This is a genomic window from Actinoplanes sp. CA-131856 (genome assembly GCF_050956135.1).
Lineage (GTDB): Bacteria > Actinomycetota > Actinomycetes > Mycobacteriales > Micromonosporaceae > Actinoplanes.
Window position 1 is genome coordinate 2,754,533 of sequence record NZ_CP191849.1, and the last position, 17,639, is coordinate 2,772,171.

The following is a 17,639-nucleotide window of genomic DNA, read 5'->3' on the forward strand; positions in this document are numbered from 1 at the left end:
TGCACGCTTATGACGCGCCTGATCACACGGCGTGTCTCAGAGGGAACTCAGAGTCTGTGGTTTTCGTCACCGCGGGCGGCGGAAACATGCGGCGGAAGGTGAACGCGTCGGCGGTGGGGCCGCCGGCCCGGAGCCGGCCGAGCCGGGAGATGCCCTGGCGCATGGTGGGGATGGTGCCTGCCGGAATCCACCACAGCACCAGCGCCGCCTCGGTGCCGTTCGGGTGGAACCACTCGCGGCGGCGGCGCAGATAATCCAGATGGTCGGACTGGTAGGCGTGCGCCCGAAGGTCCTCCGGGGTTTGCCACACCGACAGCGTGTAGATGCGGCTCGGGTCGTCGGGCCGGGCGATCGTGCCGTCGCCGTTCTCGCCCTCGAGCCGCCAGACGAAGCCGGGCGAGCGGTCGGCGAGCTGGTTCATGAGCGTGAGGCCCTCGGCGAACTCGGCCATCGAGGGATCGGTCAGTGGGGCGCGGAGCCGGGCGGTGTTGATCTGAGCCAGGTGGAAGGCGTCCATGACCCCAGCTCACCAGCTGGCCTGTCTAAAGTCAACGGAATTACTTTTTAGAGAGGGTCACGCAGCACCGGCCGGGCGCGGCGTCCATCCGGGCCGCCCATGCGCCGTCCAGCCCCGCCCCGGCCAGCAGGCCGTCGACCATGGCCAGGTTCATGCCGCAGATCAGCGGCGGGAACTGCTCGGCCAGCCGATGGAACGGGCAGTTGCGCAGCACCAGGCGCTCCCCTTTGGCCTCCGGCGCGTAGCCGTGCTCGGTCAGCAGCTCGGTGACATCCTCGCGGGCCGGGCCTTCCCCGCCGTGGCGCCGGGCGACGTCGTACAGAATCTCCTCGGCCCCGGCCTGCTCCAACGCCTCGGCGAGCAGTTCGGCGGCGGCGCGATAGGCCCGCGGCGGCACGCTGACCGCGTGTTCGGCCGCGGCGATCCGGTAGAGCTTGGCGGGACGTCCGGCGCCGGGTCCGGTGCGGCCCGAGCGCCGGGCGTACGACACCTCGAGAAGCCCGGCCGTCACCAGCTTGTCCAGGTGGAACGCGGCCAGGGTGCGCCCCGCCCCGAGCGCCTGGGCGACCTCGTCCCGCCCGACCGCCCCACCGCCGGCGGCGGCGACCACGTCGTACGCCCGCCGCCGCACCGGATCGGCGAGGCTGGCCACGGCGTCGAGATCACGCAGGTCTTCCGGAGTCGTCACACCCCAATCCTATTGCCAACGCCGATTGGCGCTAGAACCCCGCGGGCTTCAGCACCAGTCACCCGGGAAGCAGGGCTCCTCGACGAACTTGGCCGAGGACGCTCTGCGGGGGCTCTGGAGGAACTGTTCATGGTCGATGCGCCGGGTCAAGAGGCTGTTCAGAAGCTTGTGATCAACTGCGGGTTAGGCTCGATGTATGCCCGAGGAGAGCGTCAACGCCGAGCTGCATGGCCGGCGGCGGGAGCGGGAGGTGCTCGGGCGGCTTCTGCGTGATGTACGGGGTGGGCGCAGCCGGTCGCTGGTTTTGCGGGGTGAGGCCGGCAGTGGCAAGACCGCCCTGCTCGACCATCTTGTCGAGCAGGCGCCCTTTGCCCGGGTGTTGCGGGCCGCCGGGGTCGAGTCGGAGTCGGAGATCGCCTACTCGGGGCTTCAGCAGCTGTGCGCGCCCCTGCTCGGTGACCTGGAACGGCTTCCGGCGCCTCAGCGGGACGCTCTCGCCACCGCCTTCGGGCTCAGCAGCGGGCACGCCCCGGACCAGCTGCTGGTGGGGCTGGCCGTGCTCGGGCTGTTCGCCGAGGCCGCGGCCGAACGGCCGGTTCTCGGCGTCGTCGATGACGTGCAGTGGATCGATGTCATGTCGGCCGTCATTCTCAGCTTTGTCGCCCGGCGCCTCGACACTGAAGCCGTCGCGCTCGTCTTCGCCGCTCGCACCACCGACGACGGTCATGTTCTCGGCGGTCTGCCCGAGTTGCCGATCGACGGTCTGCCCGACCCCGAGGCCCGCGCCCTGCTCGACGCGACGCTCACCGGGCCGGTCGATCCGGGCGTACGGGACCGGATCGTGGCCGAGGCTCGCGGCAACCCCCTCGCCCTGATCGAGCTGCCCCGCAACATGTCGCCGGCCGAGCTGGCCTTCGGCTTCGGCGGCTATCACCCGATGCCGCTGGCCAGCCGGCTCGAGGAGGGCTTCCAGCGCCGGATCGCCGCGCTGCCCGCCGACACCCGCACCGTGCTGCTGGCCGCCGCCGTCGAACCGGTCGGTGACGCGCCGCTGCTGTGGCGCGCCCTGGAACTGCTCGGGGTCGGCCGTGACGCCGCCGAGCCGGCCCAGGCCGAACGGCTCATCGACCTCGACACCCGGGTCCGGTTCAAGCATCCGCTGGTGCGCTCGGCCGCCTGGCGCTGCGGGCAGATCGCCGAGCTGCGGGCCGTGCACGCCGCCCTGGCCGAGGCCACCGACCCGGAGCGCGACCCCGACCGCCGGGCCTGGCATCACGCCCACGCCGCCGACGGGCCCGACGACGAGGTCGCGACCGAGCTCGCACGGTCGGCCGACCGCGCCCTGGCCCGGGGCGGGCCGTCCGCCGCGGCCGCCTTCCTGGAGCGCGCGGCCGAGCTCACCCTCGACGGCGCCCGCCGCAGCGCCCTGCTGGTGGCGGCCGCCTCGGCCCGGCTCGACGCCGGCGCCTACGCCCGCGTGCCGGAGCTGCTCGGCGCGGCCGAGCTGGGCCCGATCGAGCCGCTCCAGCAGGCCCGCGTCGAACGTCTCCGGGCCCAGGTCACCTTCATGCTCACACCGGGCCGGGCGGCCGGCCCGCCGCTGCTGACCGCGGCCCACCGGCTGGCGCCGCTCGACCCGGCGGCCGCCCGCGACGCGTTTCTCAGCGCGATCGGCGCCGCCGTCTACGCGGGCCGGTTCGGCGGTGACGACCTGCGGGTCGCGGCCCGGGCCGCCCGCGCCGGGCTGGCCGCTGTGGGCGACGGCGACCCGAGAAGCGCCGGCCGGTCGTTTCCCGATCTGCTCCTGGCCGCCCTCGTCTCCTGGATCCTGGACGATCGGGCGACCGCCCGGCCGCTGATGCGGCGGGCCCTCGACGCCCTCGTCCCGGCGGAGCACATCGGCCTGCTCTGGTTGATCCAGCCCATGGTGCACGAGCTGTTCCGGATGGACCTGGCCTATCAGCTGAGCGCCGAGGCCGTGACCCAGGCCCGGCGGACCGGTGTGCTCCGGCTGCTGCCGGCCGCGCTGACCCTGCGCTCGGGCAGCCTGCTCTACGCCGGCCGTTTCGCCGACGCCGCGAACCTGCTCGACGAGGGCGACGCCATGACCCGGGCCACCGCCGCCCCGTTGCAACAGTCGGCCGGCCTGGCCCTGGCCGCCTATCGGGGCCGGGAACAGCCGGCCATGCGCCTCATCGAGGCCAAGCTGCGCGACGCGACGGCCCGCCGCGACGGCCGGCTGCACACGCTGGCCCATCACGTGAAGGCCGCACTCTACAACGGGCTCGGCGAGCATCGCGTGGCTTTGGAGGCGGCGCGGGAGGCCGCGGCGTACACCGACCTGGGTCTTCCGCATTTTCCGCTGCGCGAGATGGCCGAGGCGGCGGCGCGGCTGGGCGAGCACGAGGTCGCGGCCGAGGCGCGCGACCGCCTGGCCGAGCGGACGGCCGGCCTGCGGACGAGATGGGCGCTGGGAACGCAGGCGATCGCGGACGCGCTTGCCACCCCGGGGCCGGCCGCCGAGGACAGTTACCGCGAGGCCATCGCCCACCTGTCGGTCACCGAGACGACCACAGAGTCATTCCGGGCGCGATTGCTGTACGGCGAGTGGCTGCGCCGTGCGAACCGGCATCCGGCGGCCCGGACCGAGCTGCGCGCGGCCCACCAGGCGTTCGGCGCCATGGGGGCCGAGGGCTTCGCCGACCGGGCCCGGCGGGAGCTGGCCCTGACCGGCGAGACGGTCCGCAAGCCGGTGGCCGACGCCCGTAAGGACCTGACCGCGCAGGAGACGGCGATCATCCGCCTGGCCGTCGGCGGCCGCACCAACCCGGAGATCGGCGCGGCTCTGTTCCTCAGCTCCCGCACCGTCGAATGGCACATGCGCAAGATCTTCACCAAGATGGGCGTGAGCTCGCGCCGGGAGCTGGCCGCTACGTGGTCCGACGGGCCGGAACCGGCGCCGGCTCCTTGACCGCCTCCAGCCGCAGCAGAGTGGTCAGGCGGCGCGCGCCCACCCGGGTGAGGGAGCGGAGCACCTGCTGCAACTCGCGGGCGTCGGCGGCGGCGATGTGCAGCAGCACGTCCTCGGGCCCGGTCACCGCGTCGGCCCGCAGCACGGCCGGGATGCCGGCGAGGGCCTCGGCGAACCGGGCGTCGCCCTCGTCCGAGTGCTCGGCCAGGGCGACCAGCACGAACGCCTCGACCCGGGCGCCCGCTTTGTCGGGGTCGACCAGGGCCCGTACGCCGATGATGACGCCCTCGGCGCGCAAGCGCTGGACACGCCGGAGCGTGGCCGCCGGCGAGAGCTGGAGTCGGCGGGCCAGCTCGATGTTGGGCAGATCGCCCTCGCGTTGCAGCAGGTCGAGGATCGCGCAATCTTTCTCGTCCAACGGCGTCATTTCCTCACAATAGTTGCGTGAAAACGCCGCTGCTTGCGTGAAATCGGTGGGTCTCGGCACCGTGGCGTTCATGGTCGGAAAAGAATGGGCCCTCGTCGCGGTGACCGCGGTGTGGGGTGGCACCTTCCTCACGGTGCAGAAGGGGCTCGAGGTCGCCGGGCCGTGGTCGTTCGTCGGTCTGCGCTTCGGTGTGGCCGCGCTGGCGCTGGCCGCGCTGTCGCCGCACGTCCTGCGCGGGCTGACCCGGCGCGAGCTGGCGGTGGGCTCCGCCGTCGGGGTGGCGCTGGCCGGCGGATACGGGCTGCAGACCGTGGGCCTCCAGTCGATTCCGAGCTCCACGTCGGCCTTTCTCACCGCCCTCTACGTGCCGCTGGTGCCGCTGGGCCTGTGGGCGATGACCCGTCGTACGCCCGGGCCCGGGGCCTGGGCCGGCATCGGGTGTGCCTTCGCCGGCCTGCTGCTGCTCACCGGGGCCACCACCGCCGGCCTGAGGCTGGGCACGGGGGAGGTGGTGACCCTGCTCGGCACGGTCGCCATCGCCGCCGAGATCCTGCTCATCGGCCGCTTCGCCGGCGGCGTCGACGCCCGGCGGGTCACCGTCGTGCAGCTGGCGGTGTGTGCCGTCCTCTGCTTCGCCGTCCGGCCGCTCGCGGGTGAGCCGTTGCCCGCGCCCTCGTGGACGCTGGCCGCGATCGCCGGGGGCCTCGGCGTGGCCAGCGCGCTCATCCAGGTCACGATGAACTGGGCCCAGCGCTCCGTCGCACCGACCCGGGCGACGGTCATCTACGCCGGCGAGCCGGTCTGGGCCGCCCTGATCGGCCGCCTGGCCGGGGAGCGCCTGACCATGGGCACGCTGGCCGGCGGCGTGCTCATCGTGGTGGCCGTCATCGTGTCGGAGCTGCCGTTCCGTGGAACAAGGTCCCGCCCGAAGGTGCTGGAACCTAGGTGATCGACTCTCAGTTCCAGGTCTCGCTGCTCGACCGGTCCCGCACGCGCGCCGGCGAGGCCGACCCGCGAGCGCTCGCGGGGACGGTGGCCCGGGCGGTGAGCGCCGAACGTCTCGGATACGGGCGGTTCTGGGTGGCCGAGCACCACGGGGTGCCCGGGATCGCGGGGTCGGCGCCGGCCGTCCTGCTGACCGCCGTGGCCGGGGCGACGGCGACGATCCGGATCGGCTCGGCCGGGGTGATGTTGCCGCATCATCAGCCGCTCGTGGTGGCCGAGCAGTTCGCGACGCTGTCGGCCTTCGCGCTGGGGCGGGTCGATCTGGGGCTGGGACGGTCGCCGGGGTTCACGCCACCCGTGCGGCGGGCGCTGCGGCAGGTCGACCGGGACTTCGCGGCCGACCTGGCGGAGCTGCGCGGGTTCCTGGACGGGACGTCGGAGGTCGGGCTGCACCCGAGGCCGGACGGCGAGGTGCCGATGTACGTGCTGGCCACCGGCAGCGGGCTGGAGGTCGCGGCGGCGCTCGGGCTGCCGGTGATCGTGGGTGGTCCGATGCTGTGGGACCGGGAGGGTGGGCGGGAAGCGCTGGACCGCTACCGGCGTGGGTTCCGGCCGTCGGCGCGGCAGCCGCGGCCGTGGGTGGCGGTCAGCCTCGACGTGCTGGTGGCCGACACCGCCGAGGAGGCGGCCGACCTGCTTCTGCCGGAGGCGTGGGCGATGGCGCGGAGCCGGACGACCGGGGTGTTCCCGCCCCTGGAGCCGGTGGCCGTGGCCCGGGCCGCCGACCGCACCCCGCGTCAGCAGCAGTACGTCGAGCAGACCATGGCGGCGGCCATCGCCGGCACGCCCCGGCAGGTCGAGAGCCGGTTGGCCGAGCTGCTCGACCGGACGGGCGCGGCCGAGCTGGTCGCCGCCGGCAGCACGCACGACCGGGAGGCCCTGGCCGCCTCGGACGCGGCGCTGGCGGCCCTGTTCAACGCCGTCACCGGGACTGCACTGCGCGGATGATGGTGCCGGGCGAGGTGATCGACGTCCAGTCGGCGCGGACGTCGGCCAGGCGGACCAGCCCGGCCCGGTCGGCGACCACGACCGTGGCGAACGGCAGGACGGAGCGGCCGGTGCCGAGTGTGCCCTCGGCGCCCCAGCTGGCGAAGCCGATGTTGAGCGCGTCGATGAGCGTGTGCCGCGGGTCGGACGCGACGAGATAGCTCAGGTCGTGCCGCCGTTTGATCGCCTCGAGCCGGTCCGGCGCCTGCGGGCTGACCGCGACGAGATGCGCGTCCAGCGCGGCCAGCGCCGGGGCGAGTGTGTACTGGTAGAGCCGCAGGGCGGCGTCGCACTCGGGCGAGCTCGCGTGCCGGAAGAACGCCAGCACGACCGGCCCGGTGTGCCGCAGCCGGTCGAGATGGATCGGCCCGAGGTCGACCTCGACCAGCGGGATGTCGGGCAGGCGGTCGCCGCGGGCGACCATCCGGCTGCGGATCGCGCTGTTCTCGAGTTGCAGCCGGAAGGTCTCGGCGTCGTCGTAGCGCGGGTTCGCCGAGCGCTCGGTGAGTGGAGGCATGGAAACTACAATACCTATCGGTTTTATAGAATATGTTACGGGTGGCTTCGCGGTGTCGGGCGCCGCCGGAGCAGGGCGAACAACGCCACGCTGGCCACTGCCATCGTGGAAATGTTGCCCAAGGTGCTTTCCAGCCGGCGCCATGATGTTCCGGCGAAGTAGCCGCCCAGGACCACGGCCGTCGCCCACAGGGAGCCGCCGAGGGCGTTCGGTACGGCATCAGCGTCATCCCGGCCAGCGCCGGGACCAGCGCTCTGAGGCCGACCCAGCGGCCCGCGACCACCGCCCAGGTGCCGTGGCGGCGGGTGAAAGCCTCGGCCCGGTCCCAGCGCTTCTCGCCGATCAGCCGGCCGGGGCGACTCGCCTTGATGGCGTCGCCGCCGAGGCGGCCTATCTCATAGCCGGCGGAGTCGCCCAGGACGGCCGCGGCTGTCGCCACCGTCAGCAGGACCGGCAGGCTCAGGTGGCCCGTGCCGGCCAGCACACCGCCGAACAGCAGGGCCGCCTCGCCCGGGAACACCAGGCCCACGAACGCCGCCGACTCGACGAAGGCGAGCAACCCGATGACGAGGTAGCCGAGCCACGCCGGCGCCGCCGAGGCCAGGGCCAGCAGCTGGTTCATGAGCGGGCCGCGGCGTGGCAGCCACGTCGTGGTGGTGGCCCGCTTCTTCGACGGCCTGCGCCAGTTCAACGGCGTCCTGGCCGGCGTCACCGCGATGCCGTGGCGCCGTTTCCTGCTGCACAACACCATCGGCGCGGCCCTGTGGGTGGGCTTCTGGGTCTCGGCCGCCTACTTCTTCGGCGCCCAGCTCGTCCGCGTCCTGACCCTGCCCTGGTGGGGAATCGGCCTCGCCCTGGCCGCCACCGGTGTCGCCACCTGGCTCGGCTTCCGGCTCTGGCGGCGCCGCGCAGCCTAGTCATATGTTCAGTTGCCGCGGCCTGCGACAGTTGTCGATTGACTGATGCGGGGGAGCATGAGCGAGTTCTATGTCGATCCGGCCGGGCTGACCGGGCTCTACAACCAGTACGCGCGGGCGTCCGGCGATGCCGTCGACGTGCTCGACTACACCAAGCGGCACTGTGATCTGCCGATGGTCTCCGAAGGGTTCCTGATGATGGTCATCGGGCCCCACAAGGAGGTGTACGAGGAGCTGACCGCCGCCCTGTCGCGGCTCGACTCGCTGACCCGGGGGGCCGGGTCGCAGGTGAACGCGGCGCAGAACGACTACGCGCGCACCGATCAGGGTGCGGCGGCCCGGGTGGACGCTTCCTATCCGGGTGCGAAGGACGTGGCGTACGTCGGTGAGATGCTCGGCCGGCAGCGGCCCGACGCGCACGCCGCGTTCGCCGATGTCGCGGAGCCCACGGCCCGGCTGACGAATCCCGAGTACGCGGTCGGCATCGAGATGTGGTCGATCAATCCGCTGGCCGACCTGGTCAGCCCGGCCGCCTGGCTGCGGCAGATCAGCATCTGGCTGTTCAGCTTCGACCCGCTCGAAGGGTGGGCAAAGGACGTCGGCGGGGACTGGCAGGCGTACACGCACTGTGCCATGGCGATGGGGCACATCGGGGCCGCCTCGCGTGACCTCGGGGCCAACCTGCTCGCCGGGGCCCAGGACGTGCCGGGTGTCTGGCGGGGGCGGGCAGCCGAGGCCGAGCAGGAGTTCCAGTTGCAGCTGGGGCTCGCGGCGGCCGCCCTCAACGACGCCTGCGGGCAGTACAAGCAGCTCTATCTTCAGGCCGCCGAGGCGGTGAAGAAGCTGGTCGACGTGGTCGCGGGGCTGATCACCGACCTGATCGACCTGCTCATCATCATCAACGCGGCCTCGGCCGTGGGCACCGCGCTGATCGAGACCGGTGTCGGCGCGCTGGCCGGGTACTCCGTCGCCGCCTATTACACGTGGCAGGCGTACGACCTCTACAAGCACATCTCGGACTTCTACGGCAAGACCGAAGACATGATCAAGCTGATCGCCGGCTCGATCGGCGCGGTGAAGGCCGACATCGCGGTCAAGGACCTGCCGTCCGTCGCCCCGTACCATCACCCCGCCGGCTACTGAGGAGGATCCTATGAGCGGCGGCATCGCCGACGAGCCCCTGGCCCGCGCGGTCCTGCGCCACCTGGCCGACACCCGGGGCAAGGACGACGCCATGGGCTCCCTCGCCCGCACGGTCCTGTCCGGCGAGGCCGGCCTGCGCGAGGCCGCGAACAATCCGTGGCACGCGCAGGGCCTGGCCGCCGCCTTCGCCAAGTCCCAGCGAGACCTGACCGCCGAGGACCGCGCCCGCTACGAGCGCGAGGCCCGCCGGCTGGCCGGTGGCGAGGAAGAGCGCCGATGAGCCCGATGATGCGATGGCGCCTGGCCGTCCCGTTCATCCTCGTCTCGGCGCTCTTCCTGTTCGGCACCGTGCTCGGCGCGTGGGCCTACTGGTCACGGTGGACCACGGCCGAGCGGCTCATCACCGTCTTCCTGGGTGTCATGTTCGCGGCCAACCTGGCCATCAGCGTCTCCATCGGCACCGATCGCAAGATCACTGACACGCCCTGGCTCCGGATGGGCACAGTGGCGTTGTTCTTCCTTCTGGCGTGCGGCGTCACCGTCGTACGCCGCAATCTCTAGAACCGGCGTACGACGTAGTTCGCGCTGAAGATCTTGCGCTTGCTGATGCGCGAGCCGCTGTGCGGCGAGTCGTACATGTAGCCGTTGCCGGCGTAGATCGCAGCGTGGTATCCGTACGATCCCCGGCGCGAGATGAGCAGATCACCGGGCTGCTTGGCGCTCTTGCTGACCCCTCGGCCGTACCGCTGCTGCGAATCGGCCTTGTGCGGCAGCTTGACGCCGATCGCCTTGCGGTAGACGTACATCGTGTAGCCGGAGCAGTCGAACCGGTGGGGGCCGGCGGCGCCGTACAGATAAAGCTTGCCGACGTGTTTGCGCGCCTCGGCCAGAACCTTGGCTCCCCGGCTCGACGACGGCCTGACCACAGTGACCTTGATCTTGCGGCCGACGTGGCCGGCGAAGACGGCGTTGCCGGTGTAGGTGGTGCGGAAATAGCCAGTCACCTTCGGCACGGCGGTGAAACTGGCCGTGCCACCGCGGTTCAGGTTCCGCGCAGCCCAGGTGACCCATTTACCGTTGCGGTGTGCCTGGAGCCGCACGGTGCCGGAGGTGACCAAGGCGCCGTTGGCCGGGTTCCGATAGGTGACCGTGATCTTCACCGACCGGCCCATGAGGAGCGTCCTGGCGCTGACCGTGGTGCGGATCGAGACCTTCTTCTTCGCCGCGGCTTTTGCAGCGGCCGTGGCTTTTACGGCGGCCGTGGAGCTTGGTGTCGCGGCGGCGCCCGGAGTGGCGACCAGTTGTCCGGCGCCGAGGGTGAGCGACAGGGCGATGGTGCCGGCGCCGACGGATACGCGCCGCCGGCCCGAACAGTTTTCGTGCACGGTAGGGACATCCTTCCGGCACGCCTGCGAGGTTAGCTGTCGGGTTCGGGCGGGAAGGTTGCCCGGCCGCCGGGGCGGCTTCACCCCAAGGCCCGCCTGCGTGCGCGGGCCGATGGTGGTTCCCCCGTCCCTGCCCCGAGTGCCTTCATGGTGTGTCTGGCTTTCGCGGTCCCGGCGACCGGCCCGGGCAGGGCTCGGCGTGAACCTGATCGCCGGGAGCCGGTCAGCGGGTGCGGCCGGCATCACCTTGCTACACCCAGCTTGAGGCAGCCTCGGGTTACCGGGAGTAGTTGGCACATGAGCCGCCGCCCCATTTCCCCGGTTCCGCCACAGTTTCTCGAACAATTGGTATTCGTATAACTACTCTCCGCTTATATTGGCCAGTGAAATAGAGCACATGATTTTTTAGTGAAGGGGGTTCCATCGGCTCTGATCGGCCACGGATGCAAAGGTCAGACCGCGCAGGATGCGGCGTACGTCATCCATGGAGAGCCGTTTGCCGAGCCTCTCGAACTCGGCAAAATGGGTGCCGTCGATGACGAGCGTGCAATAGCCGTTGATGTCGACGCATTTCAGGTTCGCGCCGTCGCGCGGGGCGTTCGCGGTCTTCGGCTTACCGCGCCAGATCGTGAGGCGGCCGCCGGAGGCAAAGTCGTCCCACTCCTGCTTTCCGTTCGGTGCCTTCTGGTCGAGCAGCACCTGGGACGGCATGTCGGTCGGGCTCTGCTGGGCGGCGATCACCTTCCAGCCGGCCGGAAGCCAGCCGAAGGTGTACGGAACGCGGGCCGGCTCGGCCGGGCCGGGCCGTACCGCCTCCACGATGGCCAGGGATTCGGCGCGGCTCAGCGGTTCCCGGGCCGTGCCGGGAAGGAAGGTGGCCCACGCGCTTCCGTCGAATCGCCACGCGAACGCCGTACGGCTGAAGGTCTGTCTCTTGATGCTCGGGTCGTTGAGGCGCAGTTTCGGGTTCGCCTTCATCTTGGCCCGGAGATCGCCGACGTCGGGCAGGGAGTAGGTGAGCTCCCGCTCGACGCCGGGGCGGCCGCCGATGGTGACGCTCCTCGCGGGGCCGAATGTCGCGTCGGACCAGGTGGTCACGCCGAAGTCCTCGATGTCGTACACGCCGGGCCGGTAGAAGGTGAGTGTGCCGTCCGGATACGGGTAGGCGACGCCGTCCGTCTCCAGCGTCTTGCCGTCGCGGTAGACGGGGATCTGCTGGTAGCCGGAGGTGGCCGTGCCGGCCGGGCCGATCGTCCACCGGCCGACACGGGTCTCGCCGATGGTGAAGCCGAGGCCGGTCGGCTGGCTGAAGCTCTTGACCGCCACCGCGCGCGACGGTGTCGGCGCGGCCGCCGGGGCGTCGGGCAGCGCGGCCTGCGGTGCCGCGCCCGTAAGCACGGTGATCAGGGCGACCGTGACGGCGGCGGCGCCACCGGCTCCGGCCGCGGCCGCCCACCGGCGCCGGGAGCGGACCCGTTGGGCGCGGGCGATGATGTCGGCGGCGCTGGTCCGAGGCGGCGGGGCGCCCTCCTGGACCGACTCGAGCACGTCATCGATGCGATACGACATGGTCCACTCCCGTCTCGGCGATCTCGGCGTTCAGGACGGCGCGCAGGGTGTCCAGCCCCCGGCTCGTCTGGCTCTTGACGGTGCCGGGCGCGCAGCCGAGCACCTCGGCGGTCTCCTCCAGGCTCAGGCCCTCGAGGAACCGCAGCACCAGGGCGGCCCGCTGCCGTGGCGGCACCTGGCGCAGGGCGGCCCGCATGCGCAATCGCTCGTCGACGTCGCCCGAGGAGTCACGGACGGCCACATCGGGGAACGCCTCACCGACGGTGTGCTCGCGGCGCCACGGCCGGCGTTTCTCACCGATCGCCGCCCGGACCACCGCCTTGCGGGCGTACGCCTCGGGGGAAGTGATCTTGTCCCACTTCAGATAGAGCCGTGTCAGCGCGCCGGACACCGCGTCCTCGGCCGCCTGCCAGTCACCACAGGTGACGTAGGCGAGCGTGCGGAGGGGCTGGAACCGGGCCCGTACGAACTCGCGAAATCCCTCTTCTGACTCGGCATCCACCGGCCGGTCTCCTCTCGTCGAGACCCATTCGTCGAGACCTAGAGGAAGCGGGCGGTGCTCGAGGTTGCACCAACGGCCAAAATTCTTCGGGCCATCGTACGGAGTGGAGCGGCGCCCACCCCGGCCGCGTGAACCGGGGTGGGCGATGGGACCTGCTAAGCCGTGCAGGTGATGAACGGTGTGCTGGTGGGGCCGGAGGCGATGAAGCCGAACTCGGCGGTGGCGCCCGGAGCGAGGGAGCCGTTCCAGGCGGCGTTGCGGATGGTGGCCAGCGAGCCGTTCATCGTGAGGTTGCCACCCCAGACCTGGCTGATCGACTGGCCGGAGGACAGGGTCCAGGAGACCGACCAGCTGGTGACCGCGCTGCCGCCGGCCTTGACGGTGACCTGGCCCTGGAAGCCGCCCTGCCAGGAGCTCGTCGTCACGTAGGTCGCGCCGCACGCGCCGGCCGGCGGGGGAGTGGTCGGTGGCGCCGTGGTGGGAGGCGTTGTGGTGGGAGGGGTGGTGGTCGGAGGGGTCGTGGGCGGCGTCGTCGGCGGGGTGGTGGGGCCGGTGGTCGGCGGGAGCGGGGCTCCGGTGGCCAGGCTGGCGGCCAGGTCGGGCTGGAACGATCCAGCGGCGTAGCGGCAGCCGTCGGCCTCGCCCGGGGGCTTCACCCACAGGAAGGCGTCGATGTTCGCGTCGCCGGTGTCGAGCGTGGGATAGCGGCCGATCCGGCGGTCGGTGTTGTCGTCGCCGCACCAGTCGCCGGCCGCGCCGCCGTTGCGGCTGGTGTCGATGACCTGGCGCTTGCCGCTGATGCCGCGGCCGTTCAGCGCGCTCAGGACCGAGCGGCCGAACGCGGTCTCGTTCGCCGTGGACTGGTAGTTCGAGACGTTGGTGTAGAAGCCGTCGCCGTCGGCCACGCCCGCGTTGGCCAGCCGGCCCGCCTGGTCGGCGGCGGTGTTCCAGGCCGAGTGGCCGCCGTCCAGATAGACCTTGGCGCCGGCCGCCTTCAGGGTGCGGGTCGCGGTCGCCAGCGCCTGGTTGCGGGCGGTGAGCTCGCTCGCGCTGAGGCAGGTCTGCAGGGCGATCGAGTCGGGCTCGAGCATGATCAGCGTGGTGCGCCCGGCCAGGCCGGCGGCGATGTTGGTGACCCAGGTCTGGTACTGGGTCAGGTCGGGGGCGCCGCCGGCGCTGGCGCCGCCGCAGTCACGGTTCGGGATGCCGTACAGGGTCAGCGCGGGGACCTGGCCGGCGGCGGAGGCCGCGCCGACGTACGAGGAGACCTCGGCCTGAACGGTGTTGAGGTTGAAGTTGGACAGCCAGCGCGTGGCGGGCTGGCTGGCGATCCGGGAGCTGATCAGAGCCGTACGGGAATCGCCGGGGTTGGCGGCGACCCAGCGGGCGACGGCCGTGCTGGGATCGCGGTAGAGGGTGCCGGAGAGAGTTCCGGCGTTGGCGGTGCCGGCACTGACGCCGACGGCGGCCGCGGCGGTGGCGCACGCGACCGCCGTGGCGGCGATGGTCGATCGGGGGATACGCACGGTGGCTTCCTTCCGGGGAGTTTGGGAGCGCTCCCGAACGGTAACCCGCCGATCGAACCTTCTCAATGCGGCGCTAGAAAGTCCTGCTCCGCTGGTTGATGCCGAGCGGGCCGTACGGGTAGTCGTTCGGCCGCGGATCGCTCGCCTCGTCGAGAGTCGCGGCCTCCTCGGCGGTGAGGTGCAGCCCGGCCGCGCGGAGATTGGCCTCCAGCTGGTCGAGGGTGCGGGCGCCCAGGATGGTCGACGTGACGCCGGGACGGTCGGTCACCCAGGACAGCGCCACCTCGGCCATCGACACGCCACGGTCCTCGGCGATCCGCTGCACGGCCTCGACCACGTCCCAGGTGCGCGCGACATTGCGGCGGTCGTACGCCTCCATGCCCCGCTCCGGGTTGTCACCGAGACGGGTGGCGCCGGTCGGGCGCTGATCGCGCTGGTACTTCCCGGTCAGCCAGCCACCACCGAGCGGGCTCCACGGCAGCAGGCCGATCCCGGCGTCCAGGGAGGCCGGGACGACCTCGTACTCGATCTCGCGCACCAGCAGGTTGTATTGGGGCTGAAGGCTGACCGGGCCGACGAGCCCGAGCTCGCGGGCCAGAGCGACCGCCTTGGTGAGCTGCCAGCCGGTGAAGTTGGAGAAGCCGTAGTAGCGGACCTTCCCGGCCCGGACGAACCCGTCGAGGGTCCGGAGCGTCTCGTCGAGCGGCGTCATCGGATCCCACGAGTGCGCCTGGTAGAGATCGACGGCCTCGACCCCGAGCCGGCCGAGGGAGGCGTCGAGCGCCCGGGTGAGGTGCCGGGCGGACAGCCCCGCGCCGTTGGGGTCGTCCGCCATCGGAAAACGGCCCTTGGTGGCGAGCACGACGGCCTCGGTGACATCGGCCGGCCGTGAGGACAGCCAGCGCCCGATGATCCGCTCCGACTCACCGGCCGAGTAGACGTCGGCGGTGTCGACGAAGGTGCCACCGGCCTCGACGAACCGGTCGAGCTGGGCGTGCGACACCTTCTCGTCGGATTCGTTACCGAAGGTCATCGTTCCCAGGCAGAGCGAGGAGACGGCGCATCCGCTGCGCCCAAGCGTGCGATATTCCATGCCTGTGCAAATACCTTGCCCGGCGATCCTCAAACGCCGCCGCCCCGGGGGTCACTTCTTGCCGGGCTTCTTCCCGGGCTTTTTGGCGGGGGCGGCCTTCTTCGGGGCCTTCGCCTTCGGCTTGCCTTTCGCTTCAGCTTTGGGCGGGGCGGCGAGCGAGATCGTACGGACGGAGGGCCCACCCGGCGCGGCGGCGGGCCGGGTGAACTGGGGCTGGTTGGCCGTGCCCTTGACCGGCGTGGTGGCCGTCCTGGTGGCGGGTGAGGCGGGTGAGCTGGGTCCGCCTGTCGCCGGTGAGGTGGCGGTGCCGGTGGTGGGCGCCGCTGCCGCGCCGGCGGCCTGAACCGGCTGCGCCGGACGGCCGTCGGCCCACCAGGCGCCGCCCGCCGTGAGCATGCCAGCGGCCACACCGGCGGCGATGAGCGTTTTCCGGGTGCGCCAGCGTGCGGGGACCTCCGGCAGTCGGCGTCGCGCCGACAGCTCCGGCCGTGTGTGCTCGGAAAGCTCCGGCAGCCGGCGGGCGGGAGCCACCGCCAGCGGCGCCGTCGCGCCGCGCAGCAGAGTTGCCGAGGGCAGGCCGGCGAGCTCGCCGAGCACCTCCGAGACCTCGATCGAGCTGGGCCGGTCGGCGGCGTTCTTCGTCAGGCAGCGCGCCACCAACCGGCGCACCCCGGACGGCAAGCCCGCGATCGGCGGCAGCGGGTCCGGCTTCGCGTAGACGTGCGCCCGCACCATCTGGGTCACCGTCGAGGCGTCCCAGGGCATCCGCCCGGCCAGGGTCAGATGGAGCAACAGCCCGAGGGCGTACACATCGGTGGCCGGACGGACCGGTCCGCCCACGATGCGCTCCGGCGCGAGATAGGCGGGGGTGCCCAGCACCTGACCGTCCTGGCCGTCGAGCACGCCGACCGTGGCCGAGATGCCGAAGTCGACCAGCTTCACACCGCTGCCGGTGACCATGATGTTGGCCGGCTTCACGTCACGGTGCACGATGCCGTCGGCGTGCGCCGCGGCCAGAGCGGCCGCCACCTGCGCCCCGACCAGCACGGCGACCTTCCACGGGAGCGGCCCGCCGGTGAGCATGTCGGCCAGGGTCCGGCCGTCCACCAGCTCCATCACGACGTACGACAGCGTGTGCCCACTGTCGGCGAACTCGCCGTAGTCGTAGACGGCGACCACGTTCACGTGACGCAACCGCGCCACCGCCCGCGCCTCGTCCCGGATCCGCCGGCGCAGCTCGGGATCGCCGGCGAGCGAGGGCGACAGCACCTTCACCGCCACCTCACGGCCGAGCACCTCGTCGTCGGCCCGCCACACGACGGCCATGCCGCCGCGGCCGAGCTGTTCGCCGAGCCGGTACCGCCCCGCGATGAGTTGTCCGCTCTCCACGGGCCGTCTCCGTTCCCCGGGGCGCCGGCCTGAAACTCGTAAATACGTTTGCCGACCCGCGGCGGGGGCCCTACCTTAGACCGTGTGTCGTTTGGGGTTGTTGAGTAGCAAGGTCATTCGTTGACCTGGCGTGGATGACGTGGAGAAGTACTGCCCGGATGCGTTGTGGCATCTCGCCCAACCGTTGCTGCCTGCGCATCCGGAAAGGCATCAGGGTGGTGGCCGGCGGCGCACTGATGACCGGGCGATGCTCGCGGCGATCGTCTACGTGCTGGAGTCCGGCTGCTCGTGGCGCAAGCTGCCTGGGTCGTTCCCGGTGCACTGGCGTACCGCGCACCGCCGGTTCTCCGAGTGGGTCAGCCTTGGCGTGATGACCCGTCTGCATCAGGCGATGCTGGACATCCTGGGTGTCGCCGGGCAGATCGACTGGTCGCGGGCGAGTATCGACAGCATGCACGTCCGCGCGCTCAAAAGGGGAATCTGACCGGGCCCAGTCCGGTAGACCGGGGCAAGCCCGGCTCCAAGATCCACGCCATCAGCGAACGCGGTGGACTGCCTGTTCACGTGGACATCTCCGCCGCCAACCTCAACGACCACAAGATGCTGCAGGACATGGTCGACGGCCTCCGGCCGATCCGTCAGCCCGCCGGCCGCCCACGCAAACGGCCGGCGAAGCTGCACGGCGACAAGGGCTACGCCTACCCCGGATGCCGCGAATTGCTGCGTGAGCGCAACATCGTGCCGCGCATCGCCCGGCCGGGCATCGAGTCGTCGAAGCACCTGGGCCGGCACCGCTACGTCATCGAACGCTGCCTGGAATGGACCACCAGATTCCGGCGCCTGGCCCGCCGCTACGAGCGCAAGGCTTCCCACTACCTCGGATTCCTGCGCCTGGCCTGCGCTCTAATCTGCTTCCGACGCGCCACCCGGCTCAACCTGCTGGCCAGCAACAACCCCAACTGACACACGGTCTTAGTCATCAGCACCGACGCCCGAACGATTC

At 71.7% G+C, this 17,639-nt stretch carries 18 protein-coding genes, 1 pseudogene and 1 riboswitch; of the genes and pseudogenes, 8 read left to right on the plus strand and 11 right to left on the minus strand.

Annotation, left to right across the window (positions count from 1 at the left end):
• Positions 1–22 precede the first annotated feature (22 nt).
• Complete coding sequence (locus tag ACQP2X_RS13165) at positions 23–517, minus strand: DUF3291 domain-containing protein (protein ID WP_498696745.1); 495 nt, start codon at positions 515–517, stop codon at positions 23–25.
• Positions 518–557: 40 nt separating this feature from the next.
• Positions 558–1,205 carry a helix-turn-helix transcriptional regulator gene (locus ACQP2X_RS13170; protein WP_498696746.1) on the minus strand — a complete coding sequence of 216 codons (648 nt, stop codon included), beginning with the start codon at positions 1,203–1,205 and terminating at the stop codon, positions 558–560.
• A 196-nt stretch (positions 1,206–1,401) separates the two neighbouring features.
• Between ACQP2X_RS13170 and ACQP2X_RS13175 the strand changes: the two genes are divergently transcribed.
• Positions 1,402–4,176, plus strand: coding sequence for an ATP-binding protein (locus ACQP2X_RS13175; protein WP_498696748.1), 2,775 nt, complete (start codon positions 1,402–1,404; stop codon positions 4,174–4,176).
• Here the strand turns inward: ACQP2X_RS13175 and ACQP2X_RS13180 are convergent.
• Positions 4,136–4,603 (minus strand): Lrp/AsnC family transcriptional regulator, encoded by a 468-nt coding sequence (locus ACQP2X_RS13180; RefSeq protein ID WP_498696750.1) that lies wholly within the window; start codon positions 4,601–4,603, stop codon positions 4,136–4,138. The genes ACQP2X_RS13175 and ACQP2X_RS13180 overlap by 41 nt on opposite strands.
• 46 nt (positions 4,604–4,649) lie before the next feature.
• On the opposite strand from ACQP2X_RS13180, the gene ACQP2X_RS13185 reads away from it, so the two are divergent.
• Both ACQP2X_RS13185 and ACQP2X_RS13190 read left to right on the plus strand, forming a co-directional pair.
• A complete protein-coding gene (locus ACQP2X_RS13185) occupies positions 4,650–5,552 on the plus strand; it encodes a DMT family transporter (RefSeq protein ID WP_498696752.1) in 903 nt (300 codons plus the stop codon).
• Entirely contained in the window at positions 5,549–6,556 is a 1,008-nt protein-coding gene (locus tag ACQP2X_RS13190; protein WP_498696753.1) for an MsnO8 family LLM class oxidoreductase, read from the plus strand. Before ACQP2X_RS13185 ends, ACQP2X_RS13190 begins: the two co-directional genes overlap by 4 nt.
• Here ACQP2X_RS13190 and ACQP2X_RS13195 read toward each other — a convergent pair.
• Together ACQP2X_RS13195 and ACQP2X_RS13200 are read right to left on the minus strand one after the other, a co-directional pair.
• Complete coding sequence (locus ACQP2X_RS13195) at positions 6,531–7,112, minus strand: redoxin domain-containing protein (RefSeq protein ID WP_498696754.1); 582 nt, start codon at positions 7,110–7,112, stop codon at positions 6,531–6,533. The genes ACQP2X_RS13190 and ACQP2X_RS13195 overlap by 26 nt on opposite strands.
• A 265-nt stretch (positions 7,113–7,377) precedes the next feature.
• Positions 7,378–7,734: pseudogene (locus tag ACQP2X_RS13200) on the minus strand (DedA family protein); the annotation flags it as partial.
• Here ACQP2X_RS13200 and ACQP2X_RS13205 point away from each other — a divergent pair.
• The 4 genes from ACQP2X_RS13205 to ACQP2X_RS13220 are packed head-to-tail and all read left to right on the plus strand — an operon-like array spanning position 7,733 to position 9,733.
• Positions 7,733–8,029: a DedA family protein gene (locus ACQP2X_RS13205; protein WP_498696756.1), complete on the plus strand. Its 297-nt coding sequence runs from the start codon at positions 7,733–7,735 to the stop codon at positions 8,027–8,029. The pseudogene ACQP2X_RS13200 and the gene ACQP2X_RS13205 sit on opposite strands and share 2 nt — an antisense overlap.
• A 57-nt stretch (positions 8,030–8,086) precedes the next feature.
• A complete protein-coding gene (locus tag ACQP2X_RS13210) occupies positions 8,087–9,172 on the plus strand; it encodes a hypothetical protein (protein WP_498696757.1) in 1,086 nt (361 codons plus the stop codon).
• A 10-nt stretch (positions 9,173–9,182) separates the two neighbouring features.
• Positions 9,183–9,452 carry a hypothetical protein gene (locus tag ACQP2X_RS13215; protein WP_498696759.1) on the plus strand — a complete coding sequence of 90 codons (270 nt, stop codon included), beginning with the start codon at positions 9,183–9,185 and terminating at the stop codon, positions 9,450–9,452.
• Positions 9,449–9,733, plus strand: a complete 285-nt coding sequence (locus ACQP2X_RS13220; RefSeq protein ID WP_498696762.1) for a hypothetical protein — start codon at positions 9,449–9,451, stop codon at positions 9,731–9,733. The genes ACQP2X_RS13215 and ACQP2X_RS13220 overlap by 4 nt, the downstream gene beginning before the upstream one ends.
• Here ACQP2X_RS13220 and ACQP2X_RS13225 read toward each other — a convergent pair.
• The 6 genes from ACQP2X_RS13225 to ACQP2X_RS13250 form a co-directional block, all read right to left on the minus strand.
• Positions 9,730–10,557 carry a C40 family peptidase gene (locus ACQP2X_RS13225; RefSeq protein WP_498696763.1) on the minus strand — a complete coding sequence of 276 codons (828 nt, stop codon included), beginning with the start codon at positions 10,555–10,557 and terminating at the stop codon, positions 9,730–9,732. The two genes, ACQP2X_RS13220 and ACQP2X_RS13225, sit on opposite strands and share 4 nt — an antisense overlap.
• A gap of 7 nt (positions 10,558–10,564) precedes the next feature.
• Positions 10,565–10,711: riboswitch (cyclic di-AMP (ydaO/yuaA leader) on the minus strand.
• A 251-nt stretch (positions 10,712–10,962) separates the two neighbouring features.
• Positions 10,963–12,126 (minus strand): hypothetical protein, encoded by a 1,164-nt coding sequence (locus ACQP2X_RS13230; RefSeq protein WP_498696764.1) that lies wholly within the window; start codon positions 12,124–12,126, stop codon positions 10,963–10,965.
• Positions 12,107–12,628 carry a SigE family RNA polymerase sigma factor gene (locus tag ACQP2X_RS13235; protein ID WP_498696766.1) on the minus strand — a complete coding sequence of 174 codons (522 nt, stop codon included), beginning with the start codon at positions 12,626–12,628 and terminating at the stop codon, positions 12,107–12,109. Before ACQP2X_RS13235 ends, ACQP2X_RS13230 begins: the two co-directional genes overlap by 20 nt.
• A gap of 155 nt (positions 12,629–12,783) precedes the next feature.
• Positions 12,784–14,154: a glycoside hydrolase family 6 protein gene (locus tag ACQP2X_RS13240; protein ID WP_498696767.1), complete on the minus strand. Its 1,371-nt coding sequence runs from the start codon at positions 14,152–14,154 to the stop codon at positions 12,784–12,786.
• A 73-nt stretch (positions 14,155–14,227) separates the two neighbouring features.
• Positions 14,228–15,187 carry an aldo/keto reductase gene (locus ACQP2X_RS13245; RefSeq protein WP_498696768.1) on the minus strand — a complete coding sequence of 320 codons (960 nt, stop codon included), beginning with the start codon at positions 15,185–15,187 and terminating at the stop codon, positions 14,228–14,230.
• A gap of 111 nt (positions 15,188–15,298) precedes the next feature.
• Positions 15,299–16,636: a serine/threonine-protein kinase gene (locus ACQP2X_RS13250; RefSeq protein ID WP_498696770.1), complete on the minus strand. Its 1,338-nt coding sequence runs from the start codon at positions 16,634–16,636 to the stop codon at positions 15,299–15,301.
• A 139-nt stretch (positions 16,637–16,775) separates the two neighbouring features.
• On the opposite strand from ACQP2X_RS13250, the gene ACQP2X_RS13255 reads away from it, so the two are divergent.
• Positions 16,776–17,599, plus strand: a protein-coding gene (locus ACQP2X_RS13255) for an IS5 family transposase (RefSeq protein WP_498700918.1) whose coding sequence is annotated in 2 segments (ribosomal slippage) — positions 16,776–17,105 and positions 17,108–17,599 — 822 coding nt in all. Because the reading frame shifts where the segments join, the coding sequence is not laid out codon by codon here.
• Positions 17,600–17,639: the final 40 nt, after the last annotated feature.